25 protein-coding genes and 1 pseudogene are annotated in these 26,414 nt (G+C 68.7%); 16 read left to right on the top strand and 10 right to left on the bottom strand.

Annotated elements, in window-relative coordinates; genetic code table 11:
* Nucleotides 1-127 precede the first annotated feature (127 nt).
* From ACWFRB_RS01170 to ACWFRB_RS01160, 3 genes are all read left to right on the top strand, one after another.
* On the top strand, nucleotides 128-850 hold the full coding sequence (locus ACWFRB_RS01170; RefSeq protein WP_452638201.1) for a FadR/GntR family transcriptional regulator: 723 nt from the start codon (nucleotides 128-130) through the stop codon (nucleotides 848-850).
* Nucleotides 847-1,527, top strand: a complete 681-nt coding sequence (locus ACWFRB_RS01165; RefSeq protein ID WP_452638199.1) for a sterol desaturase family protein — start codon at nucleotides 847-849, stop codon at nucleotides 1,525-1,527. The genes ACWFRB_RS01170 and ACWFRB_RS01165 overlap by 4 nt, the downstream gene beginning before the upstream one ends.
* Nucleotides 1,528-1,630: 103 nt before the next feature.
* Nucleotides 1,631-1,972 (top strand): YciI family protein, encoded by a 342-nt coding sequence (locus ACWFRB_RS01160; protein ID WP_452638197.1) that lies wholly within the window; start codon nucleotides 1,631-1,633, stop codon nucleotides 1,970-1,972.
* A gap of 36 nt (nucleotides 1,973-2,008) precedes the next feature.
* Here ACWFRB_RS01160 and kstD read toward each other — a convergent pair whose 3' ends face one another.
* The 3 genes from kstD to ACWFRB_RS01145 form a co-directional block, all read right to left on the bottom strand.
* The gene (gene kstD / locus ACWFRB_RS01155; RefSeq protein ID WP_452638196.1) at nucleotides 2,009-3,724 is read right to left on the bottom strand and encodes a 3-oxosteroid 1-dehydrogenase; all 1,716 of its coding nucleotides are present in this window, start codon (nucleotides 3,722-3,724) and stop codon (nucleotides 2,009-2,011) included.
* A 44-nt stretch (nucleotides 3,725-3,768) separates the two neighbouring features.
* On the bottom strand, nucleotides 3,769-4,389 hold the full coding sequence (locus ACWFRB_RS01150; protein WP_452638195.1) for a TetR/AcrR family transcriptional regulator: 621 nt from the start codon (nucleotides 4,387-4,389) through the stop codon (nucleotides 3,769-3,771).
* A 182-nt stretch (nucleotides 4,390-4,571) separates the two neighbouring features.
* Nucleotides 4,572-5,420, bottom strand: coding sequence for a response regulator transcription factor (locus ACWFRB_RS01145; RefSeq protein WP_452638193.1), 849 nt, complete (start codon nucleotides 5,418-5,420; stop codon nucleotides 4,572-4,574).
* A gap of 95 nt (nucleotides 5,421-5,515) precedes the next feature.
* On the opposite strand from ACWFRB_RS01145, the gene ACWFRB_RS01140 reads away from it, so the two are divergent.
* From ACWFRB_RS01140 to ACWFRB_RS01095, 10 genes are all read left to right on the top strand, one after another.
* Entirely contained in the window at nucleotides 5,516-7,135 is a 1,620-nt protein-coding gene (locus ACWFRB_RS01140) for a long-chain-fatty-acid--CoA ligase (protein WP_452638192.1), read from the top strand.
* 48 nt (nucleotides 7,136-7,183) lie between these two features.
* Nucleotides 7,184-8,032, top strand: a complete 849-nt coding sequence (locus ACWFRB_RS01135; protein WP_452638191.1) for a 3-hydroxybutyryl-CoA dehydrogenase — start codon at nucleotides 7,184-7,186, stop codon at nucleotides 8,030-8,032.
* Between the two features lie 85 nt (nucleotides 8,033-8,117).
* Nucleotides 8,118-8,792: a hypothetical protein gene (locus ACWFRB_RS01130; RefSeq protein ID WP_452638190.1), complete on the top strand. Its 675-nt coding sequence runs from the start codon at nucleotides 8,118-8,120 to the stop codon at nucleotides 8,790-8,792.
* A 182-nt stretch (nucleotides 8,793-8,974) separates the two neighbouring features.
* Entirely contained in the window at nucleotides 8,975-10,432 is a 1,458-nt protein-coding gene (locus ACWFRB_RS01125; RefSeq protein ID WP_452638188.1) for an MFS transporter, read from the top strand.
* A 110-nt stretch (nucleotides 10,433-10,542) separates the two neighbouring features.
* Complete coding sequence (locus tag ACWFRB_RS01120) at nucleotides 10,543-10,950, top strand: hypothetical protein (RefSeq protein WP_452638186.1); 408 nt, start codon at nucleotides 10,543-10,545, stop codon at nucleotides 10,948-10,950.
* Nucleotides 10,951-11,034: 84 nt separating this feature from the next.
* A complete protein-coding gene (locus ACWFRB_RS01115) occupies nucleotides 11,035-11,814 on the top strand; it encodes a VOC family protein (protein WP_452638184.1) in 780 nt (259 codons plus the stop codon).
* 18 nt (nucleotides 11,815-11,832) lie between these two features.
* Entirely contained in the window at nucleotides 11,833-12,438 is a 606-nt protein-coding gene (locus ACWFRB_RS01110; protein WP_452638182.1) for a TIGR03086 family metal-binding protein, read from the top strand.
* Nucleotides 12,422-14,134: a dihydroxy-acid dehydratase gene (gene ilvD / locus ACWFRB_RS01105; protein ID WP_452638181.1), complete on the top strand. Its 1,713-nt coding sequence runs from the start codon at nucleotides 12,422-12,424 to the stop codon at nucleotides 14,132-14,134. The genes ACWFRB_RS01110 and ilvD overlap by 17 nt, the downstream gene beginning before the upstream one ends.
* The gene (locus ACWFRB_RS01100) at nucleotides 14,127-15,167 is read left to right on the top strand and encodes an adenylate/guanylate cyclase domain-containing protein (RefSeq protein WP_452638179.1); all 1,041 of its coding nucleotides are present in this window, start codon (nucleotides 14,127-14,129) and stop codon (nucleotides 15,165-15,167) included. Before ilvD ends, ACWFRB_RS01100 begins: the two co-directional genes overlap by 8 nt.
* Nucleotides 15,168-15,232: 65 nt before the next feature.
* Entirely contained in the window at nucleotides 15,233-15,889 is a 657-nt protein-coding gene (locus ACWFRB_RS01095; protein ID WP_452638177.1) for a GNAT family N-acetyltransferase, read from the top strand.
* A 25-nt stretch (nucleotides 15,890-15,914) separates the two neighbouring features.
* Here the strand turns inward: ACWFRB_RS01095 and ACWFRB_RS01090 are convergent, their stop codons facing one another.
* Together ACWFRB_RS01090 and ACWFRB_RS01085 are read right to left on the bottom strand one after the other, a co-directional pair.
* Nucleotides 15,915-16,649 carry an MBL fold metallo-hydrolase gene (locus tag ACWFRB_RS01090; protein WP_452638176.1) on the bottom strand — a complete coding sequence of 245 codons (735 nt, stop codon included), beginning with the start codon at nucleotides 16,647-16,649 and terminating at the stop codon, nucleotides 15,915-15,917.
* 75 nt (nucleotides 16,650-16,724) lie between these two features.
* Nucleotides 16,725-17,897 (bottom strand): acyl-CoA dehydrogenase family protein, encoded by a 1,173-nt coding sequence (locus ACWFRB_RS01085; protein WP_452638175.1) that lies wholly within the window; start codon nucleotides 17,895-17,897, stop codon nucleotides 16,725-16,727.
* A gap of 302 nt (nucleotides 17,898-18,199) precedes the next feature.
* On the opposite strand from ACWFRB_RS01085, the gene ACWFRB_RS01080 reads away from it, so the two are divergent.
* A complete protein-coding gene (locus ACWFRB_RS01080; protein WP_452638174.1) occupies nucleotides 18,200-19,909 on the top strand; it encodes an AIPR family protein in 1,710 nt (569 codons plus the stop codon).
* A gap of 92 nt (nucleotides 19,910-20,001) precedes the next feature.
* Here the strand turns inward: ACWFRB_RS01080 and ACWFRB_RS01075 are convergent, their stop codons facing one another.
* The 4 genes from ACWFRB_RS01075 to ACWFRB_RS01060 all read right to left on the bottom strand — a co-directional run bounded on the left by ACWFRB_RS01075 (nucleotide 20,002) and on the right by ACWFRB_RS01060 (nucleotide 22,513).
* On the bottom strand, nucleotides 20,002-20,811 hold the full coding sequence (locus tag ACWFRB_RS01075) for a translation initiation factor (protein WP_452638173.1): 810 nt from the start codon (nucleotides 20,809-20,811) through the stop codon (nucleotides 20,002-20,004).
* A gap of 6 nt (nucleotides 20,812-20,817) precedes the next feature.
* Nucleotides 20,818-21,471 carry a serine protease gene (locus ACWFRB_RS01070; RefSeq protein WP_452638172.1) on the bottom strand — a complete coding sequence of 218 codons (654 nt, stop codon included), beginning with the start codon at nucleotides 21,469-21,471 and terminating at the stop codon, nucleotides 20,818-20,820.
* 145 nt (nucleotides 21,472-21,616) lie between these two features.
* Nucleotides 21,617-22,279: a TetR/AcrR family transcriptional regulator gene (locus ACWFRB_RS01065; RefSeq protein ID WP_452638170.1), complete on the bottom strand. Its 663-nt coding sequence runs from the start codon at nucleotides 22,277-22,279 to the stop codon at nucleotides 21,617-21,619.
* A gap of 48 nt (nucleotides 22,280-22,327) precedes the next feature.
* Nucleotides 22,328-22,513 (bottom strand): hypothetical protein, encoded by a 186-nt coding sequence (locus ACWFRB_RS01060; RefSeq protein WP_452638336.1) that lies wholly within the window; start codon nucleotides 22,511-22,513, stop codon nucleotides 22,328-22,330.
* On the opposite strand from ACWFRB_RS01060, the pseudogene ACWFRB_RS01055 reads away from it, so the two are divergent.
* Nucleotides 22,455-23,946 (top strand): annotated as a pseudogene (locus ACWFRB_RS01055) (MFS transporter). The gene ACWFRB_RS01060 and the pseudogene ACWFRB_RS01055 overlap by 59 nt on opposite strands.
* A 51-nt stretch (nucleotides 23,947-23,997) precedes the next feature.
* Here the strand turns inward: ACWFRB_RS01055 and ACWFRB_RS01050 are convergent.
* Nucleotides 23,998-25,263: an Nramp family divalent metal transporter gene (locus ACWFRB_RS01050; RefSeq protein ID WP_452638168.1), complete on the bottom strand. Its 1,266-nt coding sequence runs from the start codon at nucleotides 25,261-25,263 to the stop codon at nucleotides 23,998-24,000.
* Nucleotides 25,264-25,443: 180 nt separating this feature from the next.
* Between ACWFRB_RS01050 and ACWFRB_RS01045 the strand changes: the two genes are divergently transcribed.
* Nucleotides 25,444-26,355 carry an AurF N-oxygenase family protein gene (locus ACWFRB_RS01045; protein ID WP_452638167.1) on the top strand — a complete coding sequence of 304 codons (912 nt, stop codon included), beginning with the start codon at nucleotides 25,444-25,446 and terminating at the stop codon, nucleotides 26,353-26,355.
* Nucleotides 26,356-26,414 lie beyond the last annotated feature (59 nt).

The raw sequence follows: 26,414 nt of genomic DNA, 5'->3' as shown, positions 1-26,414 counted from the left end.
ATAGTTCTAAGCGAGCGCTTAGTTTAGGGCATCGACGGGCGTGCCGCGGCGCTCGGGGCACGAATCCGTGCAGGCAAATTGGTCTTACCACTTGACCACTGACCACCTGGGGCCTAGCGTCGGTCACATGACCTTTGAGCCGATCGTGCGGCAGTCCGCGTCAGGCGCGGTGTTCGAGCAGATCACCGCCCGCGTCCTCGGCGGCGAGCTCGCCGCAGGCGATTCGCTCCCGAGCGAGCGCCACCTGGCGGAAGCGCTCGGGGTCTCGCGGCCCGCCGTCCGGGAGGCGCTGCAGAAGCTGGCGCACTCCGGCCTCGTCGAGGTGCGGCAGGGAGATTCGACGTCGGTCAAGGACTTCCGGCGCCACGGGGGCCCCGAACTGCTCCCGAGACTCCTCATCCGTGGCGGGCAGCCCGACTGGGCCGTGGTGCGCAGCGTCCTCGAGGCCCGCACCATGATCGGGTCCCAGGTCGCCCGGTTGGCGGCCGCCCGGTCGGGGACCGAACTCGCCACACAACTGCGGGACGCGGTGCACGCGCTCGACACGGACGACGACCCCGTCGCCCTGCAGCGGCACGCACTGGCCTTCTGGGAGTGCGTCGTCGACGGCGCCGACTCCATCGCCTTCCGCCTGATCTTCAACAGCCTGCGCCAGGCCTACGAACCCACGATGACCGCCCTCGGCGAGGTGATGAAGGCCGAAGTGGGCCGAACGGACGCGTACCTCCGCCTCGCCGACGCCATCGCCGCGCGGGACGAGGACGCCGCCGAGCGCCTGGCCGTCGAACTCCTGGAACTGGGCACCACCGCGATCAGCACCATCATCGACAGCTTGGAGGGAACGAGATGAGTACCGCCACACGACCCGCGCGCGGCAGGAAGCCCCTCGATCTGCGCACTGCCGCAACGGAATTCTGGCGGCACCCCTCCCCGTGGATGATCTCGGCGATCCTGGCGACCGCCCTGGTCGGCCGCCTCGTCGTCGGTGACTGGCAGCTGAGCGACGCCGTGCTTCCGGTCGTCATGCTGGCCGCGTTCCCGTTCGTCGAGTGGACCATCCACGTCTGCATCCTGCACTGGCGACCGAAGACCGTCGCGGGCGTGACGCTCGACTCCCTGCTCGCCAGGAGCCATCGCGAACACCACGCGGACCCGCGCGACGTGCCGCTGATCTTCATCCCCTGGCAGACCCTGGTCTGGCTGATCCCGACCCTGGCCGTGCTCGCGGCGCTCGCCTTCCCCCGGCCGGGCCTCGCCCTGACCTTCCTCACCGTCATCGGCGCGATCGGGCTCGTGTACGAGTGGACGCACTACCTGATCCACAGCGACTACCGTCCGAAATCCCGTATTTACCACGCGATCTGGCTCAATCACCGCCAGCACCACTACAAGAATGAGCACTACTGGTTCACCGTCACCACCGCAGGGACCGCCGACCGGGTCCTGCACACGTACCCGGATGCCAAGCAGGTGCCGACCTCGCCGACGGCGAAGAACCTGCACGCGGGCGCGACGCGCAGCGCCTGAGCCTGTTCCGCCGGTAGGGGTGGGCGAGCGAGTCTTGTGCGCGGCGCGCCCGCGTCCGAGAGGATGAGTCCGATCCCTGAAACGAGAAGAAGGAGTCGACGCGATGACGAAGTACCTGATCTCGTTCCCGAGTGGCGCCATGGTCATTCCCGACGAGGGCCTGCAGGCAGTGTCGGATGCGTCGCACGCGGTGGTGGAGGAGGCGAAGGACGCAGGCGTCTGGGTGTTCGGCGGTGGAATCGACGAGAGCGTTCCGCCCGTCCTCGTCGATGGGGATGGCACGGTGACCGAGGGCACGTACCCGCAGACGAAGCAGCTCGAGGGCGGCTACACGATCCTGGAGTTGCCCTCCCGCGAGGCGGCACTGGAATGGGCCGCGAAGTTCGCGGTTGCCTGCCGGTGCGCGCAGGAGGTGCGCGAGTTCCATTACGATCCCGCCAGCTGACGGGTTCGACCTCCCCCGGCCAGGTCCACCGCTCGCCTAGGGCCCACCTCCCGACGAGTGGCCTGCCGCGTCGAGTGCCGCGAGGTAGCCGAACACGATCGCGGGACCGATGGTCGCGCCGGGACCGGCGTAGGTGTGGCCCATGACGGGCGAGCTGGTGTTACCGGCGGCGTAGAGCCCCTCGATGATCGACCCATCCTCGCGCAGCGCCCGGCCTGCACTGTCGGTGTTGACGCCGCCCTTGGTCCCCAGATCGCCCGGCACCATCTTCGCGGCGTAGAACGGCGCCTTGGTCAGCTCGCCGAGGCTGGGGTTGGGCTTGTTGGTGATGTCGCCGTAGTAGTGGTCGTATTTGCTTTCCCCGCGGTGGAAGTCGGGATCGGCGCCCGTCCGCGCGTGAGCGTTGAACCGCTCGATCGTCTCCGTCAAGGACTGCTCGGGCACACCGATCTCGAGAGCCAACTCCGCGATCGTCCGGGCGGTGACGATCGCTCCCGATCGCAGCCAGGACCGCGGCAGCGGCCTACGGGCGGGGACACCCGCGAACAGGTACCGATTCCGATAGGTCTGGTCGAAGATCAGCCACGCCGGGAGGTTCTCGGCCGGGCCGTCGCCCTGCCCGTACGGCCCGCCGAACATCGCATGGGTCGCTTCGACATACGGCAGGGACTCGTTCATGAACCGCTGCCCCCGGTCGTTGACCATCAGGCTGCGGGGCAGCGACCGCTCCGCGAGGGCGAACCACGGCCCCTTCGGCAGCGGGATCGACGGGGCCCACCAGGCGTCGTCCATGTAGGAGATCGCCGCACCCGACTGCAGCGCGGCATTGATCCCGTCGCCGGTGTTGGTGGGGGCGCCCAGAGTCCATTCGGCACTGCTGGGCGCGCGGTGATACCTCTCCCGCATCGCATCGTTGTTGTCGAACCCGCCGCACGCGAGCACCACCCCGCGGCGAGCGAGCAGGCGCGATCGGGTTCCACCGTTCTCGATGACCACACCGGCCACCCGGGCTCCGTCGATGATCAGGTCCGTCATCGCCGTGTCGAGCCGCACGGGCACGCCCGCGGCGCGCACGCCGATCATCAACTGCGACATCAGTGCCGGGCCCAGCCCGAGCAGCTTCTGTCGACGCACCTTGGCCAGCATCGACCGAGCACCGACCTTCAGCATGCGCGCAGGGCCGCGCCAGCTCCGCAGCCCGGTACTGAGCCACCGGTAGTCGGACTGCTGGACCACGACGTTGAGTGGCGCCTTCATGTAGGGCGGATGCAGCGTGGCCAGATCCTCGTCCGCCAGGGCGCGCGCATCGAACGGAGCCGGTTCACACGAACGCCCGGTGGCCCTGCCGCCGGGTGCTTCCGGGAAATAGTCGGAGTAGCCCGGCACCCATTCGAGCTCCAGCGCCGAGTTGTCGATCAGGAAGTCGAGCGCCTCGGGACCGCGATCCACATACGCGGCAATGCGATCCGCGTCGGCGTCCTCCCCGACAATGCTGGTGAGGTAGTCGCTCGCCGCCTCGCGATCGTCTGCGGGCGCTTGGCTGCGCAACACCGAGTTGCCCGGGATCCACACCCCGCCACCCGATCGGGCGGACGAGCCGCCCCAGAACCGCGACTTCTCCACGATCACCGTGCTGAGTCCGTGCCTCGCGGCGGTGATGGCCGCGGCCATCCCCGCCGCGCCAGACCCCACCACGACCAGATCCACGATGCTGTCCGCGCTGTCCCGCGCGGCAGCAGTCGCTTCGGTCATGTCAGAACCTCCGTGTCCATTCACCGGAATCAACTTGCGAATCATCAGCTTTCGACCCCTTCACTCTCGGCGACATCCGCCGCCGCCCATCGGGGGTGGAGGACAGCGGTGAGCGCCCCCTCGACGCAGACGGGAAGCGACGCCCCCCTGTTCTGTGGGCTGCGTATCCACTGGCGGTAGCCGAACTCCGCGGCGGCGAGCATCAGGTGCACGAGAAGACCGGGGCGACTGTCGATCTCGGGATCGCGTCCCATTCGCTGTGCGACCAGCTCGACCAACCGGGCCCGATGCTCGGGCGCGATCAGCGTGACGCGATCCATCAGGTGGGGCGCCGTCAGGAAGGCGGCGCGCCACGGATCGATCTCCGCTGCGGTGAGGGTGGTCGAGCGGGCCAGGATCGCCCGCACGAGCGCCTCGTCGGCCGGCTCGGATTCCGGGCGCTCTTCCATGAGCGCCACGATGCCGGCTCCACCTTCGTGCACCGGCTCCAGCAGCAGGTCCTCCTTGCTGCGCACGTGGCGGAAGTACGTACTCGGCGACACCCCCGCGGCCGCCGCGATCTGTTCGGTCGTCACGGCGTCGAAGCCGTCCCTGGCGAACAACTCGAACGCGGCGCGCTGCAGGTCCGCACGAACCTGGAGGCGCTGCCTCTCACGTAGCGACATCGTCTATGCCTTCCTCTCACGAAGAAACCCGGGTACCGAGCTCACCAGCGATGCCATCTGCGATGAGATCGCTAATTGACAGCATCTCTAAAGATGACAGCTTCTGTCAAGATCGAGAATGGCCGTGTGCCCGGGCTCGAACGGGTTCGTCGGAATGCGCCTCCCGAATCGGGAGGCACGCGTCAGGGCAGCAGCCCCCGGCGCCTGGCCTCGACCACGGCCTCGTGGCGGCTGCTCACCTCGAGCTTGGCCATCAGGTTGCGCATGTAGGTCTTCACCGTCTCCACGCTGAGCGAGAGCCGATCGGCGATCTCGGCGTTGCGGCAGCCGAGCGCGACATACGAGAGCACGTCGAACTCGCGCGCGGACAACCTCACCGACAGCCCCGCATCACCGCCGGTCAGTGACCGCAGCGTCGCCTCGACCGCGCGCAACTGCGCGACGACCGCCTCGTCGTCGACCTCATCCGCGAGGGCCCGCAGCGCGAGATAGCTCTCGATGATCCGCTCGGACACCGCCGCGCCGCGTCGGGGCGTCCCAGGCCCGCCGGCATCGGCGAGCATCGCGACGCGGCGGTCCACCTCGTCGCGGATCTCGATCTCCCTCGCCAGCCGGGCCGCGGAGCGCATCACCTCGCCTGCCATCACGTCGCCGATCGGTTGTCTCGACCGCAGCCCGCCGTAGATCGCCGCCCGCGTGGAGCCGCGCACCACGACCGGGACCGCGAGCAGGGACTCGATGCCCTCCCTGGCGACCTGGACGTCGTAGTCGTGGGTGATGTGACTGGAGTTGAAGTAGTCCGCTGCGGCCTCGGGACGCCGCTCTGCCATGGCGCGACCGCCGAGCCCGCACCGGGCGTCGATCACCAGGCCACGCAGCACCGCGCTGCGGGTGCCGGCGAACCCGGACAGTCGCATCCGGCCGTTCTCGACGGCGCCGGCGAACAGGACGGAGAAGGGCGTGCGACCGCGCAGGAGCCTCAGCTCACCGCGCAGCGCGTCCTCATCGCTCGGTCTCATCACGTCGTTCATCAGCACCTACCCACTTTGTAGGGTAGCGGCCGCCTCCGAGTGGGCCATAGCGTCGTCGGCAACCGTCTGTAAGCCCCGTCACACGAGGTAGCCGCATGCCCACCACCCCGACCGCCCACCACTCCGAGCTCAGCCCGCTGCGCTTCCTGGAACGCTCGGCGGCGGTCTTCCCCGACCGCACCGCGATCATCCACGGCCATCGGCACTACACCTACCGGGAGTTCGCGGCGGAGGTCGAGCAGCTCGCGCACGCGCTGCGTGGGCGGATCGATCCCGGCGACCGGGTCGCCTACCTCTCGCCGAACACCCCGGAGCTGTTGATGGCGCATTTCGCGGTGCCGCTGGCCGGGGGCGTGCTGATCGCGCTGAACTCGCGGCTGGCGGGTCCCGAGCTCGAATACATCCTCGAGCACTCCGGCACCCGCATCCTGTTCGTCGACTCGGAGTTCCTCGGCTCGGTCACGACCGTCCGCGACCGGGTCCCGTCGGTGCACGAGATCGTCGAGATCCCCGACTCGACCTTCGCCATCGCCGACCCGGTGACCGGTATCGCGACCGCCGTCTACGACGACTTCCTGCGCACCGTCGATGCGGCGCAGGCGGAGCCCCTTGTGTGGGGAGTCGACGACGAGCAGCGGACCATCGCGATCAACTACACCTCGGGAACCACCGGAAAGCCCAAGGGCGTCATGTACTCCCACCGCGGGGCGTACCTGAACTCCTTCGGCGAGACCTTCCACAACGGGTTCACGGGGGACACCAAGTACCTGTGGACGCTGCCGATGTTCCACTGCAACGGCTGGTGCACGCCCTGGGCAGTCACCGCCGCGGGCGGCACCCACGTGTGCCTGCGCGCGGTCCGGGCCGACGCCATCTGGGACGCCATCGACACGCTCGGCATCACCAACCTGTGCGGCGCACCCACCGTGTGCTCGACGATCGCGGACGCGCCGCAGGCGCACCCCCTCTCGACCCCGCTGCGGATCACCACCGCGGGGGCTCCCCCGTCCCCGACGGTCATCGGGCAGCTCGAGACGCTCGGCGCGACCGTCGTGCACGTCTACGGCCTCACCGAGGTGTACGGGCCGTACACGATCTGCGAGTACCAGGAGTCCTGGGACGCATGCTCGGCCGAGGAGCGCGCCGTGCTGATCTCCCGGCAGGGCGTCGGCATGCTGCAGGCAGAGACGGCGCGCATCGTCGATCCGCAGATGCGCGACGTGCCAGCCGACGGCGAGACGATGGGCGAGATCGTGCTGCGCGGCAACAACGTGATGCTCGGCTACTACCGGGATCCCGAGGCCACCGCGGAGGCCTTCGCGGGCGGCTGGTTCCACACCGGCGACCTCGGCGTCATGCACCCGGACGGCTACATCCAGCTCAAGGACCGAGCGAAGGACATCATCATCTCCGGCGGCGAGAACATCTCGACCGTCGAGGTGGAGCAGGCCATCGTCTCGCACCCGGCGGTCGCCGACGTCGCGGTCGTGGGCGTGCCCGACGAGAAGTGGGGCGAACGACCGAAGGCATACGTGCTGCTCAGGCCGGGCGCGGAGGCGACGGTGGACCAGCTGGTCGCGCACACCCGCGGCCTGCTCGCCGGCTACAAGGTGCCAAGGGACATCGCCTTCGCCACGGACCTGCCGCGCACCCCCACCGGCAAGATCCTCAAGTACCAGCTGCGGTCCGGCGCCGAGGCCGCTACCCGCGGGTAGCAGAATGACTCCCGAGACAAGACGACCGACACGCGTTTGGAGATGACAGTGGAGCTAGTCGGAGTGATCGGTGGCGGCACCATGGGTGCCGGCATCGCAGAGGTGTGCGCCAAGGCCGGGAGCTCGGTTCTCGTCCTGGAGACCAAGCAGGAGTTCGCGGACGCCGCCAAGGCCAGGATCGCGACCTCGATCGGCCGCGGCGTCGCCAAGGGCAAGATCACCCAGGAGGAGGCGGACGCCGCGATCGCGCGGGTGCGCGTGACCCTCGATATCGAGGAGTTCGCGGACCGCGACCTGGTCATCGAGGCCGCCCCGGAGATCGAGTCGCTGAAGTACGAGATCTTCGGCAAGCTCGACAAGATCGTCAAGCCGTCCGGCATCCTGGCGACCAACACCTCCTCGATCCCCGTCATCAAGGTCGCGGGCGCCACCCAGCGCCCCGAGCAGGTCGTGGGCGTGCACTTCTTCAACCCGGTGCCGGTGATGCCGCTGGTGGAGATCATCTCCACCCTGGTGACCTCCCCCGAGGCCGCCAAGGCCGTCACCGACTACGCCAAGAACACCCTGCGCAAGACCACCGTGCAGGCGGGCGACCGCTCGGGCTTCATCGTCAACGCGCTGCTCATCCCGTACCTCACGTCGGCGATCCGGATGCTCGAGTCCGGCTACGCCACGGCCGAGGACATCGACGCGGCCATGAAGGGCGGCTGCGGCTACCCGATGGGCCCGCTCACGCTGCTCGACACCGTCGGCCTCGACGTCACGCTGGCCGCGGCGGAGTCGCTGTACGCCGAGTTCGCCGAGCCGCACTACGCCCCGCCTGCGCTGCTGCGCCGGATGGTCGAGGCCGGGCGCCTCGGAAAGAAGTCGGGCCGCGGCTTCTACGAGTACAGCTAGGCAGCTCCGCTGCCTGTGCGTGGTTGACGAGTCCCTGGACTCATCAACCACGCACAGGCGGCGCAGCCGCACGAGGGAGGCAACGATGGCTCTGCTGATCCCCGGCCGATTCAACGGCCCGGACAACTCCGGCAACGGCGGCTACGTCGCCGGTCTGCTCGCCGCCACCCTCGACCCGGGACCGGTCACCGTCTCGCTGCGCCGTCCGCCACCGCTCGACACCCCGATGGATGTGGCCACCGCGGACGGTCGATCCGTCGCGCAGGACGCCGACGGTGCCATCGTCGAGGCCAGGCTCGCCGCCGCCGAGGAGGAGCTCCCGCGGGTGCCCGCGGTCGACCTGCCCGCCGCGCGGGCGGCGGCCGAGCGGTTCCCCGGCCACGTCGGTCACCCGTTCCCGCGCTGCTTCGTGTGCGGCAGCGACCGCGACCGCGGCGACGGCCTTCGGTTGTTCGCGGGGCCGCTCGACGACGGACGCTCCGCGTGCGTCTGGCACGTCGAGCCCGACGTCGCCGGGCAGGCGGAGTTCGTGTGGGCCGCCCTCGACTGCCCCGGCGCGTGGACCGCGCACGACAAGATGCCGATGGTGCTCGGCTCGATCACCGGACTGGTCTCGGCGCTGCCCGAGCCCGACGAGGACTGCGTCGTCCTCGGCCAGTTCCTCGGCACCGAACGTCGCAAGGTGTGGACCGCAACCACCGCGTACGGGTCGGACGGCCGCGAACTCGGCCGCGCACACGCCACCTGGATCACGATCTAGTGCCTCGTGCTCGAAGTCCATTGATGGTTGCCGGGGATCCACGTGGATGCATCGGAAGGCGGAGGAGTCCCAGGTAGCGGGGTTCTACCTGGGACTTCGACAACGCAGCGAGGCGCCGCGTTGGCCGCGGCAACCTCGAGAAGACTTCGGGCGCGGGGCACTGGCGGCGTAGCGTTCGGCGCATGGACGCGCTGGGTGCGACGGTCCGCCTGCGCTCGACCAAGGGCCGCTGGGTGGTGCTCGCTACGGTCCTCGGCTCCGCGCTGGCCATGCTCGACGCGACCGTGGTCAACATCGCGTTGCCGCGGATCGGCGAGGACCTCGACACCGATGTCGCGGGCCTGCAGTGGGTGCTGAGCGGGTACACCCTCACCCTGGCCTCCCTGATCCTGCTGGCGGGTGCGCTCGGCGACCGCCTCGGCAGGCGCAAGGTGTTCATCTGGGGCACCGTCTGGTTCGCCGCCTCCTCGCTGCTGTGCGGGCTGGCACCGAGCATCGAACTGCTGGTGCTGGCCCGGATCCTGCAGGGCGTCGGGGCCGCCCTGCTGACCCCCGGCAGCCTGGCGTTGCTGTCCGCCGCCATCGACCCCGACGACCGCGGCGCGGCGATCGGGCTGTGGTCCGGCCTCGGCGGGGTCGCGGGCGCGATCGGTCCGCTGCTCGGTGGCTGGATCGTCGAGGTGTCGAGCTGGCGAGTGGTGTTCCTGATCAACCTCCCGCTCGCGGTCGCGGTGGTGTGGGTGGCCGCGCGGCACGTCCCGGAGAGCCGCGACCCCCACGCCCACGGCCGGCTCGACGTGCTCGGCGCCGCGCTCGCCGCGCTCGCCCTCGGCGCGCTGACGTACGGGCTGATCGGCGGCCGGTGGGCACCCGTCGTCCTCGGGCTGCTGCTGTTCGCGGCGTTCGTCGTGGTCGAGCGGCGCTCCGACAATCCCCTGGTCCCACCTGCGCTCTTCCGCTCGCGGGTGTTCGTCGCCGCGAACCTGGTGACCCTGACCGTGTACGCCGCGCTCGGCGGGGTGTTCTTCCTCCTCGTGCTGCAGCTCCAGCTGGTGGCCGGCTATTCGCCGCTGGCCTCCGGCCTCGCCACCCTGCCGATCACCGCCCTGATGCTGGTGCTCTCGTCGCGGGCGGGACGCTTCGCCCAGCACCACGGGCCTCGCCTGCTGATGACGGTCGGACCGCTGCTCGCGGCGACGGGCCTGCTGCTGATGCTGCGCATCGGCCCGGGCTCCTCCTACCTGACCGACGTGCTGCCCGGGGTCATCGTGTTCGGGCTCGGGCTCTCGGCACTGGTGGCGCCGCTGACCGCCGCGGTGCTCACCTCGGTGTCGACCGATCGGGCCGGGATCGCATCGGGAGTGAACAACGCGGTCGCCCGCAGCAGCCAGCTGCTCGCCGTCGCCGCGTTGCCGGGGCTGGCGGGGATCGCAGGCTCGGGCTTCGCCGATCCGGAGGTCTTCTCGCACGGGTTCGACGTCGCGATGCTGATCTGCGCGGGCCTGCTGGCGCTCGGCGCTGTGCTGGCCGCGGCGATGATCCCGGCCGGGGTCCCAGGGGTGGTCGACGAGCAATCCGTGGCCTGCCGGCCGCACTGCGACATCGCCGCCCCCGCCGTCCAGCCGGTCCAACGGCCCTGACCCATGCCCGGTTCGTCCGGGCGGTCGCCGATCGTGGAGGATTCGCGACGCCGTGATCGCGAGCACGATCGCGCCCCAGTCCGGTCCGACCAGAAAAGAGTCCCCGCCCGATGCTTCGTCACCGCCGAATCCCGACCCTCGCCATCACCACCGGGTGCGTGGTCGCGTTGTCCGCCTGCAGCACCGCCGACGTGACGGACGCCGCGTCACAGCTGTCGGCGCGCGCACAGCAAGCCGTCGATGACTCCGTCGCCGCCCGCGATGTGTTGAGCGCCGAGAACGGCATGGCGGCCGCAGCCGCGGCCTGCGAGCTGTACGCCGGATGGGAGGGCATGAACGCCGACGTGCGGTCCGCGCTCGCCCCGGTGGTCACCGACCAGCTCGAGCGGTACACGACCGACTCCGACCCGGTGGTGGCGTCGGTCGTGCAGCTGACGATCGCCCTCGTCGTCGACGGCGGGGTCGACGCGAACCAGGCGCTGGTGGCCCGGCTGCAGGAGTCGTGCCGCGCACTCTGACACCGTTCGGTCTTCCCAAACGACACCACGACTGGAAGCGTGGTCGGTGAGCTTCGAACCATCTGTGAGACCAGAGGAGCAGACATGCCGACTCGTTCGAGCTACAAGCAGGGAACACCGAGCTGGGTCGACCTGTCCACCACCGACCCCGAGGCCGCGAAGGCGTTCTACGCCGGGCTCTTCGGCTGGGAGTTCGAGGACATGCCGACCGCCGACGGCGGCATCTACTCGATGGCGAAGCTGCGCGGCGAGTATGTCGCCGCGGCCTCCGCGATGCCGCCCGATGTCCCCGAGGACCTGCCGCCGGTCTGGAACACCTACCTCGCGGTCGACGACGTCGACGCGGCGACCGCGCGGGTGACCACCGCAGGCGGCACGGTGCTGGCCGGCCCCTTCGACATCGACCCGTCGGGCCGGATGTCGTACGTCGTCGACCCGGTCGGCGCCGCGGTCGGCCTGTGGCAGGCAGGCACCCACATCGGCGCGGGACTGGTGAACGAGGCGGGCACGTTGATCTGGAACGAGCTGATCACCGCCGCACCGGAAGACGCCCTCCCGTTCTACGAGGCCGTGCTCGGCCTCACCGGGACCACCACGGACATGGAGGGCGGGCAGTACACGGTCCTCCAGGTCGGCGAGGATCAGGTCGGCGGCTGTGCCCTGCCCCGAGTGCCCGGCATCCCCGCCCACTGGCACGTGTACTTCGCCACCGAGAACGCCGACGACACCGCCGCGGCGATCAAGGCGACCGGCGGCAAGATACTGGCCGAGCCGTTCGACGTGCCCGAGGTCGGCCGGATGGCCGTGGTCTCGGACCCGCAGGGCGCCGTCTTCAGCGTGATCCAGCCGCAGGCCGGACAGTGAGAACTCGAGGAGCCTGATATGGCGCTGGGATGGCTGGAGCTCCAACGCCGCTCCCACGTCGAGTTCGGGACCCGCATCGAGGCGGTCACCGACTGGTCCGCCCCCACTCCCGACACCGATTGGGACACCGAGCAATTGGTGCGCCACGTGATCACCGAGCAGCAGTGGGTGCTGCCACTGGTCGGCGGGCTCACCGTCGCGAAGGCGCAGGCGCACGTGCACCCGCTCGGGGACGATCTCGTCGCGGAGTGGCGGCGGTACTCGGGACTGGCGACCGCGGCATGGACCGTGGCGCCGCCGGCCACCCAGGTGCACCTCTCGTACGGCACCGTACCGATCGAACGGTACCTGCGAGAGCAGGTCTTCGACGTGACCGTGCACAGCTGGGACCTGGCCAGGGCAGCAGGCCTCGACGAGAGCCTCGACCCGGAATTGGTTGCCGCGGTCTGGGAGGAGGCCGAGGCGCAGCGCGAGATGCTGAGTGCCAGTGGACTGTTCGCACCTCCCGTCTCCGTGCCCGACGACGCCCCGCTGCAGGAGCGCCTGCTGGCCCTGACGGGGCGCAACGCCCGTTCCGCGGCGACACCGGACCGACCGGAGGATGATGATGACCGTGCCCACTGATCCGAACGCCCCCGACATCAAGCCCCGCAGCCGCGACGTCACCGACGGCCTCGAGAAGACCGCCGCGCGCGGCATGCTGCGGGCGGTCGGCATGGGCGACGCCGACTGGGGCAAGTCGCAGATCGGGGTGGCGTCCTCCTGGAACGAGATCACCCCGTGCAACCTCTCGCTCGACCGGCTTGCCAAGGCCTGCAAGGACGGTGTGTTCGCGGGCGGTGGGTATCCCCTCGAGTTCGGCACCATCTCGGTCTCGGACGGCATCTCGATGGGTCACGAGGGCATGCACTTCTCGCTGGTCTCCCGCGAGGTCATCGCCGACAGCGTGGAGACGGTGATGCAGGCCGAGCGGCTCGACGGCTCGGTCCTGCTCGCAGGCTGCGACAAGTCGCTGCCCGGGATGCTGATGGCGGCGGCCCGCCTCGACCTGGCCAGCGTGTTCCTCTACGCCGGCACGATCCTGCCCGGCATCGCGAAGCTGTCCGACGGCAGCGAGCGCGAGGTGACGATCATCGACGCGTTCGAGGCGGTCGGCGCGTGCTCGCGCGGACTGATGAGCCGCGAGGACGTGGACGCCATCGAGCGGGCCATCTGTCCCGGCGAGGGCGCCTGCGGCGGGATGTACACGGCCAACACGATGGCCAGCGCGGCCGAGGCGATGGGCATGTCGCTGCCCGGCAGCGCGGCGCCCCCCGCCACCGATCGGCGTCGCGACGGCTACGCCCGGCGCAGCGGCGAGGCCGTGGTCGAACTGCTCCGACGTGGGATCACCACCTCGGACATCATCACGAAGGAGTCGCTGGAGAACGCGATCGCGGTGGTGATGGCCTTCGGCGGGTCCACAAACGCGGTGCTGCACCTGCTCGCGATCGCACACGAGGCGAACGTCGAGCTGAGCCTGGACGATTTCGCCCGCGTCGGCGCCCGCGTCCCGCACTTGGCCGACGTGAAACCCTTTGGCAAGCACGTGATGACGGACATCGACCGCATCGGCGGCGTGCCGGTGATGATGAAGGCCCTCCTCGACGCGGGTCTGCTGAACGGCGACTGCCTGACCGTGACCGGGCGCACCGTGGCGCAGAACCTCGCCGACATCGCCCCGCCCGACCCCGACGGCAAGGTGGTTCGGGCCATGAGCGCGCCGATCCACCCGACCGGCGGCATCACGATCCTGAGCGGGTCGCTGGCCCCAGGCGGTGCGGTGGTCAAGTCGGCCGGCTTCGAGTCCGACGTGTTCACCGGCACGGCAAGAGTTTTCGATCGTGAGCGGGCCGCCCTCGACGCCCTCGAGGACGGCACCATCACCGCGGGCGACGCCGTCGTGATCAGGTACGAGGGCCCCAAGGGCGGGCCCGGCATGCGCGAGATGCTCGCGATCACCGCGGCCATCAAGGGCGCGGGCCTCGGCAAGGACGTACTGCTGCTCACCGACGGCCGCTTCTCCGGCGGCACCACCGGCCTGTGCGTCGGGCACGTGGCGCCCGAGGCCGTCGACGGCGGCCCGATCGCGTTCGTGCGCGACGGCGACCCGATCCGGCTCGACGTCGCGTCCGGCAGGCTGGACGTGATGGTCGAGGAGACCGAGCTGACGCGGCGGGCGGAGGGCTGGGCGCCCCTGCCGCCCCGCTACACCAGGGGCGTGCTGGCCAAGTACTCGAAGCTGGTCGGCTCGGCGTCGCGCGGAGCCGTGTGTGGCTGAGGACACGGCGGGCGGCCGCCCCACCCCGCCCGAATTCGCACTGATCCAGGCCGAGGTGGAGCGGAACCTGCTCGGCGGCGACGTCAAGTACACGCGCGCGCAGGCGACCGCGGCCGCAGGAGTGCCCCTCGAACGCGCGCAACGGCTGTGGGTGGCGATGGGCTTCGCGGTGGACTCGAACCCGGACACGCCGATGTTCACCGATGTGGACGTCGACGCCCTGCGCACCATCACCTCACTTGTCGACATGGGAATCATCGACGCCGAGCTGGAGGTGCCGGTGACCCGAGCGCTGGGTCAGTCCTTCGCGCGGCTGGCGGAGTGGCAGCTCGGGCTGCTCAACAGCCACATCCTGGACCGGGTGAAGCAGGCGGGCGGATCCGATCAGGCCGATGTGCTCGCCGTCGCGGCGCAGGCGACCCTGGTTGCCGAGCAGATGCTGCCCGCGCTGGAGAAGCTGCAGTCGTACGTGTGGCGCAGGCACCTCGCCTCGAACGCCGCCCGGTTCCTCGACAGCGCGGGCGACGGCACCGACAGCCGCACCCTGGTGATCGGGTTCGCGGACATGGTCGGCTACACCAGCCTGACCCGGCGCATCGACATCGACGAACTGACCCGCCTGCTCGAGGACTTCGAGTCGACCGCGATGACGGTGATCAATCAGGGCCGCGGTTGGGTCATCAAGAACCTCGGCGACGAGGTGATGTTCGCGGTCGAGGACCCCGCCGACGCCGCGCGGATCGCGCTCGCGCTGCAGGATGCCGCCCTCGCCACCGTGGACCTGCCCGCCCTGCGGGTGGGCCTGGCCATGGGCCCGGTGCTGCTGAGGTTCGGTGATGTGTACGGATCCGTTGTGAACATCGCTGCGCGCCTGACGAGTTCGGCTCGGCCCGGCGCCGTGCTCGTCGACGCCACGCTCGCCACCGCGTTGGAGGGCGACGACGACCTCCAACTCAGGTCGCTGCGGTCGCTGCGTGTGCGTGGGTTCAGCCGCCTCAGGGCGTACGCGCTGCGGCGGGCGCGCGACATCTGAAACCGACGCCGAGCGTCAAATCTGTATTCACCGGCCCGTCACCTCAGGCCTGCACACTGCGGCCCATGCCAGCAGTACGACCCCCGGTTGCGCCCCTCCGCGGCCGGTACATCTGTCTCGAACCCCTTTCTCCCGCAGACCTTCCCGAACTCTGCACGGCGATCGCAGACCCCCGGGTGTTCGCCGGAGGCTTCGGCGGCGGCAGCGCGGGCTACCGGGCCGACCGGGACGACTTCCTGGCCTGGGCGAGGGAGTACCTGCAGTTCGACCGCTGCAACGTCTACGGCGTCCGGATCCGCGGTGGCGCGCACGACGGCGCCCTCGTCGGCACCACCTCCCTCGGCGACTTCGACGAGGCCACCGAATCCGCCCACATCGGCTGGACCGCCTACGACCCCCGGGTCTGGGGCAGCGCGGTCAATCCCGAGGCGAAGCTCCTGCTGTTCGGCCTCGCCTTCGGGAGCGGCTTCGGCCGGGTCAAGATCCAGGCAGATGCCGCGAACGTCCGCTCGCGCTCGGCCATCGAGCGGCTCGGCGCCGTGCTCGAGGGAGTACACAGGCGGGACAAGCGAAGAGCGGACGGCGCGTGGCGCGACACCGCCATCTACTCGGTGCTCCACGCGGAATGGCCCGCCGTGCGGTCCGGACTGCACGCGCGGCTCGATCTGCTCGGGGGCGAACCCATCGGGTACCGGACCGTCGACGAAGCGCTCACCGCCTGACCGACCCGGCCGCGAGCTGCCGCGTTCACCCCTGCCCGCGCACTCGCTCCCCCTCCGCCTCGAAGCGCTCCTCGTAGGCCGCCGCCAGCTCGCGCAGCGCGCAGGCGCAATCCCCTGTGAACGCGGGTCCGTGCATGAGCCCGAGGGTCAGGGGCGCGAGGTCGGCCAGTCCCCTGATGGTCGGGCCGAGGGCGGGGGTCAGCGCCGTCGCGTGACCCATCTCCTCCCCCGCCAGTGCGGGGCCGACGATCTCGCTCTCGGTGACGGCGGGATGCCGGCCGAACGCCGTGAACAGGTCTCCGCACAGCAGCGTCGACGTCGTCTCCTCGTACACCAGGCAGGCGTCCCACCCGTGCGGCACGTGCGGGGTGTCGATGTGGCGCACGCGCCGAGCGCCCACCTCGATCACCTCGCCGTCCTGCAGCGGTCGGGGCCGCCGGTCCGCCAGGTCGTCGACCTGGACGAAACAGCTCAGCGCGCCGTGTGCCACCTCCGCGTGGGGCGCGGCCGCCAGCCACGAGTTCATCGACCCGCACTCGTCGGCCTCGACGTGGCCGAACGCGATCCACCGCAGCCGGTCGAGTGGGAGCACCCGGCCGACCGCAGCGGAGGTGAACGGGAACAGTGCGCGCTGGCCCATGTGGAACAGCAGGGGTTCGTCGCCGTCGATCAGGTACTGGTTCATGACCAGGTTGGCGTCGCTGACGTAGGTCGAGAATCGGTAGACATCCGGTGCGATCTCGCTCGTCTCAGTGTCCATGCCCGGCTCCGCTCGCCTCACGGCCCCCTGAATCAGCGTGCGCGTCCGCGAGAGCGAGCACAAGGCCCGCCGCGGCTACCGGAAGGCCGACTCGCCCGTCAGGGCCTGACCGATCACCAGTTGGTGCATCTCGGCGGTGCCCTCGTAGGTGAGCACCGACTCCAGGTTGTTGGCGTGCCGCAGCACCGGGTACTCGAGGGTGATGCCGTTGGCGCCGAGGATGGTCCGGCATTCGCGGGCGATGGCGATGGCCTCGCGGACGCTGTTGAGCTTGCCGAGGCTCACCTGCTCCGCCCGCAACTCGTGGCGGTCCTTGAGCCGCCCCAGGTGCAGCGCCAGCAGCTGCCCCTTCCCGAGCTCGAGCGCCATGTCGGCGAGCTTCGCCTGGGTCAGCTGGAACGCGGCCAGCGGCTTGTCGAAGACCTCGCGGCTGCCCGCGTAGTCGATCGCGGTCTCCAGGCAGTCGCGAGCGGCGCCGAGCGCACCGAAGACGATGCCGAACCGTGCCTCGCCGAGGCAGCTCAACGGTCCCGACAGCCCGCGTGCCTCGGGCAGCATCGCCGATTCGGGCAGCCGCACGTCCTCGAGTACCAGCTCCGCAGTGACCGAGGCCCGCAGCGACAGCTTGTGTTTGATCTCGGGCGCGGAGAAGCCGGGGCTGTCGGTGGGGACCAGGAACCCGCGGATGCCGTCGTCGGTGCGTGCCCACACCACGGCGACGTCGGCGACCGATCCGTTCGTGATCCACATCTTGGTGCCGCTGAGCACCCAGTCGCCGCGGTCCCGCCGGGCGGAAGTACGCATTCCCGCGGGGTTGGAGCCGAAGTCGGATTCGGTCAGCCCGAAGCAGCCGAGGGCCTCGCCTGCGGCCATCGCGGGCAGCCACTGCCGCTTCTGCTCCTCCGAGCCGAAGCGGTGGATGGCGAACATCGCCAGCGACCCCTGCACGGACACCAGGCTCCGGATCCCCGAATCGACCGCCTCGAGCTCCAGGCAGGCCAGCCCATAGGCCGTCGCACTCATCCCGGCACAGCCGTAGCCCTCGAGGTGCATGCCGAGCAGCCCCATCCCGCCGAGCTCGACCGCGAGCTCGCGCGCGGGCAGCGTGCCTGCCTCGAACCATCCCGCGACGTGCGGGCGGATCCGTTCCGAGGCGAACCGGCGGGTGGTGTCCCGGATCGCCAGCTCCTCCTCGGCGAGCAGCGAGTCGAGCGAGAACAGCTGGGAGACGCTCTGGGGCACGGGCATCGAGTTACCTCCGATTGCTGCATGTCTGCCGGCCACCTTGCTTCACCAATCTTGAACAGGACGACCTTCTGTCCATGATTCTGGCAGAAATCTTGCACGGTAGTCCCCGAAGGAAAGGTTGTCTGCGCCATCTCGACTGCTTTCCGCAGCGATCAAACTCGGGCAAGGGTCAACCCTCACTCCACTGCAGAAATCGGCATCCATGCGAACCAACCCATGCCGCGTTCGCGTGGTCGACTGACCGGCTGAGCAAACTGCCATAGAGTGATCGGCTGACAGCACAGCACCAGGTTCGGAGGACGATGAGCGCCAACGATGTAGTTCTACTTCAGAACATGATTGATCAGGACCATCAGCGGATCGACCCCCACCGCCCGCGAGCTGAATACGAAACTTATTTCACTGCGAAGCACTACCTGCGCCACTACAAGCCTACCCACGACGACCTTCTAGAAGGAGTAGTCGATGGTCATCATGATGGGGGCCTGGATGGAATCTACATTTTCGCAAACACCCTGTGTATTCGCGATGATGTCCCACTATCTGCCCTGGGAAGAAATGCCCAACTTGATCTATTTTTATTCCAGGTAAAGAACGCATCAGGATTTGGCGAAGATGCCATCGACAAATTAATCGTTACACTACCCCGATTGCTTGACTTCAACCGCGACGAAAGCATCCTCGCGCGCACACTGAATCCCCGGGTCATCGAAACCACGAGGCGATTCCTTGACGCATACCGAAACCTTGAGATGCCTTCACTTCGCATATTTGTGAGCTTCGCAGCACTCAAGGCCGATCATGTCCATCCGGGCACCATCGAGAAATCAAGAATTCTCACAGAAACCATAAAGTCATGCTTCAGTGGGTGCATTTCACAGATCGACTTTGTCGATGCCGCTTCACTCGCCGACATGGCCAGGGATCGGCCGACCACGACACGGTCTCTGTCACTCGCCGAGAATCCTATCTCGACGGATACAGCCGGCGGATACATTGCAGTCGTCAAACTAAACGACTACGAGAAATTCATCACCGGCGACAATGGTGAACTAGATGCCTCCCTGTTCGACGCCAACGTGCGCGACTATGAAGGCGACACTTCCGTCAACAGGAGCATTCAGTCAACTCTCGAACAGCAGGACCGAGAAGTCGACTTCTGGTGGCTGAACAATGGAGTGACGATCGTAGCTTCCCGCGTACAACCAGCGAACAAGTTACTGGAACTCGACTCACCGCAGATTGTGAACGGACTTCAAACTTCCAACGAAATCTACAAACGGAGCAAGAGCCCAGGTTCGGAAGATGAATTCCGCAGTGTCCTAATTAAGGTAATTCAGGCTCAAGACGATCGAGTCCGCGACAGAATCATTCGAGCGACAAACAGTCAGACGTCCTTGGGCCCCAGTGCGCTGCGTGCCACCGACAAGGTCCAGCGCCAGATCGAGGAACACCTATCGACACAGGGCCTGTACTACGAACGCAGGCGACGGCACTATCAAAACCAGGGAACTCCGTTGGATCGATTGGTATCGATAGACCAAATGGGTCAAGCGCTTCTGTCCGCGCTGGGGCAAGCACCCCACGTCGCCCGGGGAAGTCTGTCAAAAATCTTTGAAGAGGATTTCTATGATCTTCTTTTCGACCCCAATCATCCAATCCGGATGTACTCGGCAACAATCAAGATGCTGAGAGCCAACGAGGGCTTTCTGAAAGCGAATCGAGACACGCGGTTTCAGAGTCAGGATTTTGTATACCATTTGACAATGCTCACAACCATCGCCCTAACCCGGAAAAACAAACCAAGCGGCTCGGACGTCGCGCAGCTAGAGAATGCTAAACTGGACCGAAGCCTGCAATTCACACTGCTCAAGATCGTGCAAAACGAGTATCAGCGTCACGGTAGTCGAACCGGCGAAGTAATGCTCGATAGGATCGCGAAACATGAAGCGGTCACGACGTCGATCCTTGAACGCGGGCGCAAGTACTTGCTCTCCAGCTCAAGGAACTAGGTCCCTAGCAACGCTATTCGATGAATTGAATCGCAGTTGACCCCGCAGTGTGCGAGCGACGATCCAATCAGATTACGTCGATCGCCGATCTATCAGGCGCCGTCGGCGCCGAGCGCGGCCAGCGTGCTCTGCGCCTCGGCGAGCTGCCTGCTCAGTTCCTCGACCCGCTTTGCGGCGGCATCGCGGGCCGCGCTGAGCACGGACGCGACCGCCTGTTCCGCGGCGGGATCACCGAGCTCGCGCACCGCGCGCTCCACCGCATCGGCCGACACGGGGGCCGCGCGGCCGGGGCGACGCTCACCGTGGGTCACGGTCACCGTCCACTCGTTGCCCGCCTCAGCGTGCAGGGTGACGCTCACGCTCGCCGGATCCTTCGGCCGGCGTGCACGTTTCGCCTGCGCGGCGGCCGGTCCGTCCGGGTGAGCCGTCTCCGGCTTCGGCACCAGCGTCATCGATGCGGGGGTCTTCGGTGCGGTCACTGGCGCCTTCGGTCGGGTCGGGGTGGTTGCGGGTGCGGGTGCCGCGGGTGCGGCCGCCGGCGGCGCGGCCTTCGCCGGGACCGCGGCCTTCACGGGTACCGCCTTCGCCGGTGCGGCCTTGGCGGGAGCAGCCTTCGCGGGTACAGCCTTGGCGCCCTTCGCCTTTGCCTGTACCGCTGGGCTCCGGGTGAGCCGGAGCTCGTCGGCCTCGAACGGCAACTCGTCGTTGACGCCCTTCGGCCGCAGCATCAGCGTGGTGCCCTGCACGGAGAGGACCCGCGCGGAACAGCCCGCAGCCAGGTTCAGGCTCGGTGTGGGTTCGATCAGATAAACGGTGGCACGCTTCCCCGCGGCGAGTGCCTCGGTCAGCTCGATCAGGTTCTGTGCGGTGAGGCCGTCGCCGCTTCGCTTACGTGGTGGCATTCCGGGTTAGATCGGGCGATAGCCAGCGCCAACGCCACCCTGGGCGTTGATGTCGGCCATGATCACATCGATATTTGTGCCGAGTTCCGGTCCGATGCATGCGAATCCCACGTAGGCGTTGACCATGCCGACCAGGGTAGTGCCTCGCACAACCGGGCTTCCGGAGTCACCCTCGATAACGCACATCTGGGTCCACGTCTCGTGGGTCTGGACCAGGTCACCCCACGTGACACCGCAGGTGTTGCCGGTGCGGAGGCCTTCCTTGCACACGATGTCCGGGAAGTTGGCCGGTGCGCCGATGCCGGTGATGGTGACGCCACCGACCCGGTTGACCGGGGTCACCTTGGCCGGATTGAACTCGATCACCGCGTAGTCCCATTGGGTGCTCTTGCTGACCATGTGGCCGACGATGCCGGCATCTTCGTTGTGCGAGGACGCGATTGCCATGCCCGGCTCACCGCAGTGCCCTGCCGTGATACCGACCAGTCGACCCGCTCCGTCGTGCCCGATGGTGGTCAGCGTGCACAAGGCCTCACCCCCGACGATGATCCCGGATCCACCTCCCAGCACCGCTGGACCGGCGGCTGCCGCTGGACCGACGCCGACGAGGGCGAGCATGGCCGCCGCCATGGCGAATAGCACTGCGAGTCTTTTCAACATCGTCTGTCCCCTCCGGACGTCTGTCGTCGTCATGTCTCGGCCCCATCTCACCATTGATGATCGACTGGTTTTGTCGGCTGGGCCTCACGATCGAGCCGTGGGGTGCCTTCGATCATAGATCCGCGGCTGCGTCGGCACCCAGCCTTTAGGGGGTGGAGGATTGTCCCGCCGACACGCGGGCCGTCAGGAAGTCGTCGACGATCCGCGCGCAGGCCTCCGGGCCGAGCGGCCGCAGCGTCGCGAGTTTGGTGAACACCAACGGCCCGAGGAGCTGCGCCAGGGCCAACTCGTAGTCGGTGTCCCCGAGCAGCGTCCTTGCCTCCGCACTCGCGAAGATCCGGTCGAACGGCGTCCGGTATTGCTCGGCGATCTGGCCGCGCAGCGACCGCAACTCCGGGCGATCGGCACCGCCCGTGCCGTCCTTGGCCGCCCGCTCGTCGAGGCCGGGCCCCATCCCCAGCCAGCACAGCGCGGTCAGCTGCATCGGCGCTGCCTCGATCAGCCTCGCCTGGTCCGTGAGCAGTGCGATGAGCTGCCCCCGCAGGTCACCGCCCTCCGGCACCGTCGCGGCCGGTGGGATCAGCCGACCGAACGCTGCCGCGACCAGTTCGGTTCCGCTGTCGAAATGCCGGTACAGCGTCGCGCGGGCCACCCTCGCCGCCCTGGTCACCGCGTCGATGGTGACAGCCTCGGTGCCCCCCTTGGCCAACAGCGCGGTGGCCGCGTCGAGCAGTCGAGCCCGCGAGCGGACCTTGCGCGGGTCCTCGCGGGAATCGGTTTCGGCCGCATCGGCGGGCTCGTCGCCCATGTCACCTCCATTGACCGCGGGATCGCGGGGTTGTGGAACCATCCGTCTTCAAACGATACTGACAGTCTTGTTTTCTCCTCCGGAGGCGCTGATGAACCGTTCGACCGAGTCCGCCAAGGCCAAGATGTCCTTACGAGAAGTATGGACGCTGACGGTGGTGTGCTCGGCGGTGGCGATGGTCATCGCCGCGGCCGCCGGACTGAACTCGGCGCTGCCCGCCCTCGCGCTGGACACCGGCGCCACCCAGAGCGAACTGACCTGGATCGTCGACGGCTACACCCTGACGCTGGCCGCACTGCTGCTGCCCGCAGGGGCGCTCGGCGACCGGTACGGCCGTCGCGGGGTGCTCCTGGTCGGGCTGCTGATCTTCGCGGCGGCCTCCGCGCTGCCGATCTGGCTCGACTCCCCGCAATGGCTGATCGGCTCGCGGGCGATCGCGGGAATCGGCGCGGCACTGGTGATGCCCGCGACCCTGTCCCTGCTGACCGCGAGCTTCCCCCCCCGAGCAGCGTTCCCGCGGCGTCGCGATCTGGGCTGGTGTCGCGGCGTCTGGCGGGATCGCGGGACTGTTGGTGTCCGGCCTGCTGCTCGAGAAATGGCAGTGGCAGTCGATCTTCGTCGGATTCGCCGCGGCCGCGGTCGCCCTGTTCGCGATCGCCTGGACGGTGCCGTCGTCGCGAGAAGAGGACTCGCCGCCGTTCGACCTCCTCGGCGCGGCGCTCGCCGTCGCCGCCGTCGGACTGGTCGTGCTCGGCCTGCTCGAGGGCCCGGCCCGCGGCTGGCTCGACCCCCTTGTGCTGCTCGCCGTGGTCGGCGGACTGCTGGCGGCGGTCGCGTTCGCGGTCGTCGAGATGCGGCACGCACATCCGCTGCTCGACGTCCGACTGTTCGGCGTGCGCGGGTTCGGTGCGGGTGCGGCCTCGCTGACGCTGCAGTTCCTGGCCTCCTTCGGGCTGTTCTTCCTGGTCATCCAGTACATGCAGCTCGTGCTCGGCTACAGCCCGCTGCAGGCCGGAATCGCCCTGGCCCCCATGGTCGTTCCGATGGTCGCGGTCTCCGCGATCACGCCGTGGCTGATCCCGAGGGTGGGCCAGCGCGTGCTGGCCCTGTGTGGACTGGCGCTGGCCGGGGTAGGCCTGATCCTGCTCGGCGGACTGGAGGTCGACGGCGGGTACAGCCAGGCGGTGGTGGCGTTGCTGATGTTCAGCACCGGCCTCGGCCTGTGCTCGGCCCCGGCCACCACCTCGATCATGGAGAACACCCCGGACGACAAGCAGGGCGTCGCGTCCGCGGTCAACGACACCGCGCGCGAGGTCGGCGCGGCGATCGGCATCGCGGTGGCGGGCAGCCTGCTCGCCGCCACCTACAGCCGCGAGATCGCGCCCGCGGTCGCCGCGGTGCCGGAGGTCGCCAAGGATCCGGTCGGGGCGTCACTCGCGTCGGCGCTCGAGGTCGCGAAACGTGCTGGCCCGCAAGGCGAGCAGCTCGCCGAGTTCGCTCGCGACGCCTTCATGGCGGGGATGTCGCACTCGTCGTATGTGCTGGCCGCGGTGATGCTGGTGTCGGCGCTGCTCGTCGGCATCTGGGCCCCAGGCCGCGTGCGACCCGCCGCGACCGATACCGAGGCGGCACCGACGGAACTGGTCACGGCGGTCGAACCCGAGTGATCGCCGCCGTCAGCCTCGGCGTGGTGGACCTACGTCCCCGGCGGGCGGTCGTCAGGCGCCGGTGACGGTGAGCACCAGCAGCGCGAGGTTCAGCGCGACGATGACGGCCGTCGCCGCCCAGGCCGCGACGGTGGTTCCGCGCCGGTTGCGGTGCTCACCCATCAGCCCACGCTCGGAGGTCATCCGCACCAACGGCACCAGCGCGAACGGGATGCAGAAGCTCAGCACCACCTGACTGATCACCAGCGACAGCGTCGGATCGGCGCCCATCGCCAGCACGACCAGCGCCGGGATCAGCACCAGGGTCCGACGCAGCAGCATCGGGATCCGGAAGTGCAGCAGACCCGACATGATCTCGGCCCCCGCGGCGCAGCCGACCGAGGTGGACGCGAGGCCCGAGGCGAGCAGGCCGATCGCGAAGATCATCGCGACCGCCGGGCCGAGGGCGCTGGAGATGGCCGCGTGCGCGCCCGCGATCGTGTCGGTGCCCTCGATCCCGCGCAGCGCGGACGCGGCCAGCAAAAGCATCGCGATGTTGACCGAGCCCGCGACGATCAGCGCGCCGACGACGTCGATCTTGGTGGCCTTGAGCAACCGGGGCAGCCTGCCCGGCTCGATGTCGCGTCCGTGTCGGTCGCGCGCGAGCGCCGAGTGCAGGTAGATCGCGTGCGGCATCACGGTGGCGCCGAGCATGCTGGCCGCCAGCAGCACCGTCTCGGTGCCCTCGAAACGCGGCATCAGCCCGGCCAGCGCCTCGCCGCCCGACACGTCGGTGAACGCCAGCCCGCTGACGAAGCCGAGCGTGATGATCGCGAGCATGCTGATCACGACGAACTCGAAGGTCCGCTGGCCGCGACTCTGGGTGGCGAGGATCGCCATCGACACGACGCCGGTGATGAGGCCGCCGAGCGGCAGCGGCACCCCGAACAGCAGGTTGAGGGCAATCGCGCCGCCGATCACCTCGGCGAGGTCGGTGGCGACCGCGGCCAGCTCGGCCTGGACCCAGAATGCCTTGCGCTGGGCGGGGCGGAGGCGGTCGCCGAGCAGCTCCGGGAGCGAGCGCCCGGTGACCAGGCCCAGCTTCGCGGAGAGGTACTGCACCAGCACGGCCATCGCGTTGGCCAGCACCAACACCCACACAAGCAGGTAGCCGTACTTGGCGCCCGCGGTCAGGTTCGAGGCGACGTTGCCCGGATCGACGTACGCGATCGCGGCGACGAATGCGGGCCCCGCCAGCGCGATGAGACGGCCCTTGGCAGAGCCGGTACGCCTGGGCGCGCGCTCCGGCGTCGTGACGCCGAGCTCGTCAACTGACAACGCCGTCCCCCCTTGTCTATCCGCGCATCCACCACTCTAGTTCGCTAGACCATATCAGGAAGTTTGGTGAGCCAAACTCCGTCCCGCCGGACGGCTGTCCGGTGACAGTTGTCACACCACGGGGGTAGATGTACAGTCGCAGTACCTGTTACTCGGTGTCACACAAATGGAGGACGGCCAATGACAACCGCGATGCCGCTGCAGCGCCCCGCGATCTCCGACCGCGAAGAGACGGCGAAGCGGTTGCTGGCCTCCTCCGCCCGCAAGTCCTACGACCCGATGATCGAGGTCGACTGGGAGGCCCCGGTACCGGACGACAAGTACGGCCTCACCCCCGAATGGAGCACCCTCTACGGCACCGCGCTGTGGGACGAGATGACCCTCGAGCAGAAGGTCGAGCTGACCAAGCACGAGGCGGCCAGCGTCTCCAGCGTCGGCCTGTGGTTCGAGATCCTGCTCATGCAGATGCTGCTACGCGACGTCTACGGCCGCGACAAGCACACCCGGCACGTGCAGTTCGCCCTCACCGAGGTCGCCGACGAGTGCCGCCACTCGGTGATGTTCGCCAGGGCGGGCGAGCGATTCGGCATGCCCAGCTATGGCCCGCACCCCGTCATCCACAAGCTCGGCCGGATCTGGGGCGGTTTCTTCAAGGGCGCCAACGCGTACGCCAGCGTGATGGCCGCCGAGGAGATCCTCGACATGATGCAGCGCGACTTCATGAAGGACGAGCGGGTGCAGCCCGTCACCCGCACGGTGAGCAAGATCCACGTCCTCGAGGAGGCCCGGCACATCCGCTTCGCCCGCGAGGAGGTCGGCCGCCGCCTGCAGGGCGCGAGCTGGACCCGCCTGCAGATCGAGCGGCTCAACACCGCCGTCGTCGTCTATTTCGTGATGAAGTCGATGATCCGCAAGGACGTCTACGCGAATGCGGGCCTCGACCCCGAGCGCGCCATCGCCGAGGCCAAGTCCAATGCGCACTACAAGGACAAGGTCCGCACGTCGGGCACCAAGCTCATGCAGTTCCTCGACAGTTCCGGCCTCGTCGGAGGCCCGTCCAGGCGCCTCTACAAGCGGGTCAACCTGCTCTGATCGCGCGGTCCAGCGAACCGACCGGCGATCCACCCCGCAGCCCCAGCTCCCGCACCTAG

Source organism: Rhodococcus sp. NPDC055112 (genome assembly GCF_053607505.1).
This window is presented reverse-complemented; position numbering and strand designations above follow the sequence as displayed.

Bases quoted from the DNA above. Each gene is read 5' to 3' on its own strand.
- ACWFRB_RS01170 (WP_452638201.1), top strand. From the start codon at position 128: ATGACCTTTGAGCCGATCGTGCGGCAGTCCGCGTCAGGCGCGGTGTTC.
- ACWFRB_RS01165 (WP_452638199.1), top strand. From the start codon at position 847: ATGAGTACCGCCACACGACCCGCGCGCGGCAGGAAGCCCCTCGATCTG.
- ACWFRB_RS01160 (WP_452638197.1), top strand. From the start codon at position 1,631: ATGACGAAGTACCTGATCTCGTTCCCGAGTGGCGCCATGGTCATTCCC.
- kstD (WP_452638196.1), bottom strand. From the start codon at position 3,724: ATGACCGAAGCGACTGCTGCCGCGCGGGACAGCGCGGACAGCATCGTG.
- ACWFRB_RS01150 (WP_452638195.1), bottom strand. From the start codon at position 4,389: ATGTCGCTACGTGAGAGGCAGCGCCTCCAGGTTCGTGCGGACCTGCAG.
- ACWFRB_RS01145 (WP_452638193.1), bottom strand. From the start codon at position 5,420: ATGAACGACGTGATGAGACCGAGCGATGAGGACGCGCTGCGCGGTGAG.
- ACWFRB_RS01140 (WP_452638192.1), top strand. From the start codon at position 5,516: ATGCCCACCACCCCGACCGCCCACCACTCCGAGCTCAGCCCGCTGCGC.
- ACWFRB_RS01130 (WP_452638190.1), top strand. From the start codon at position 8,118: ATGGCTCTGCTGATCCCCGGCCGATTCAACGGCCCGGACAACTCCGGC.
- ACWFRB_RS01125 (WP_452638188.1), top strand. From the start codon at position 8,975: ATGGACGCGCTGGGTGCGACGGTCCGCCTGCGCTCGACCAAGGGCCGC.
- ACWFRB_RS01120 (WP_452638186.1), top strand. From the start codon at position 10,543: ATGCTTCGTCACCGCCGAATCCCGACCCTCGCCATCACCACCGGGTGC.
- ACWFRB_RS01115 (WP_452638184.1), top strand. From the start codon at position 11,035: ATGCCGACTCGTTCGAGCTACAAGCAGGGAACACCGAGCTGGGTCGAC.
- ACWFRB_RS01110 (WP_452638182.1), top strand. From the start codon at position 11,833: ATGGCGCTGGGATGGCTGGAGCTCCAACGCCGCTCCCACGTCGAGTTC.
- ilvD (WP_452638181.1), top strand. From the start codon at position 12,422: ATGACCGTGCCCACTGATCCGAACGCCCCCGACATCAAGCCCCGCAGC.
- ACWFRB_RS01095 (WP_452638177.1), top strand. From the start codon at position 15,233: ATGCCAGCAGTACGACCCCCGGTTGCGCCCCTCCGCGGCCGGTACATC.
- ACWFRB_RS01090 (WP_452638176.1), bottom strand. From the start codon at position 16,649: ATGGACACTGAGACGAGCGAGATCGCACCGGATGTCTACCGATTCTCG.
- ACWFRB_RS01085 (WP_452638175.1), bottom strand. From the start codon at position 17,897: ATGCCCGTGCCCCAGAGCGTCTCCCAGCTGTTCTCGCTCGACTCGCTG.
- ACWFRB_RS01080 (WP_452638174.1), top strand. From the start codon at position 18,200: ATGAGCGCCAACGATGTAGTTCTACTTCAGAACATGATTGATCAGGAC.
- ACWFRB_RS01075 (WP_452638173.1), bottom strand. From the start codon at position 20,811: ATGCCACCACGTAAGCGAAGCGGCGACGGCCTCACCGCACAGAACCTG.
- ACWFRB_RS01070 (WP_452638172.1), bottom strand. From the start codon at position 21,471: ATGTTGAAAAGACTCGCAGTGCTATTCGCCATGGCGGCGGCCATGCTC.
- ACWFRB_RS01065 (WP_452638170.1), bottom strand. From the start codon at position 22,279: ATGGGCGACGAGCCCGCCGATGCGGCCGAAACCGATTCCCGCGAGGAC.
- ACWFRB_RS01045 (WP_452638167.1), top strand. From the start codon at position 25,444: ATGACAACCGCGATGCCGCTGCAGCGCCCCGCGATCTCCGACCGCGAA.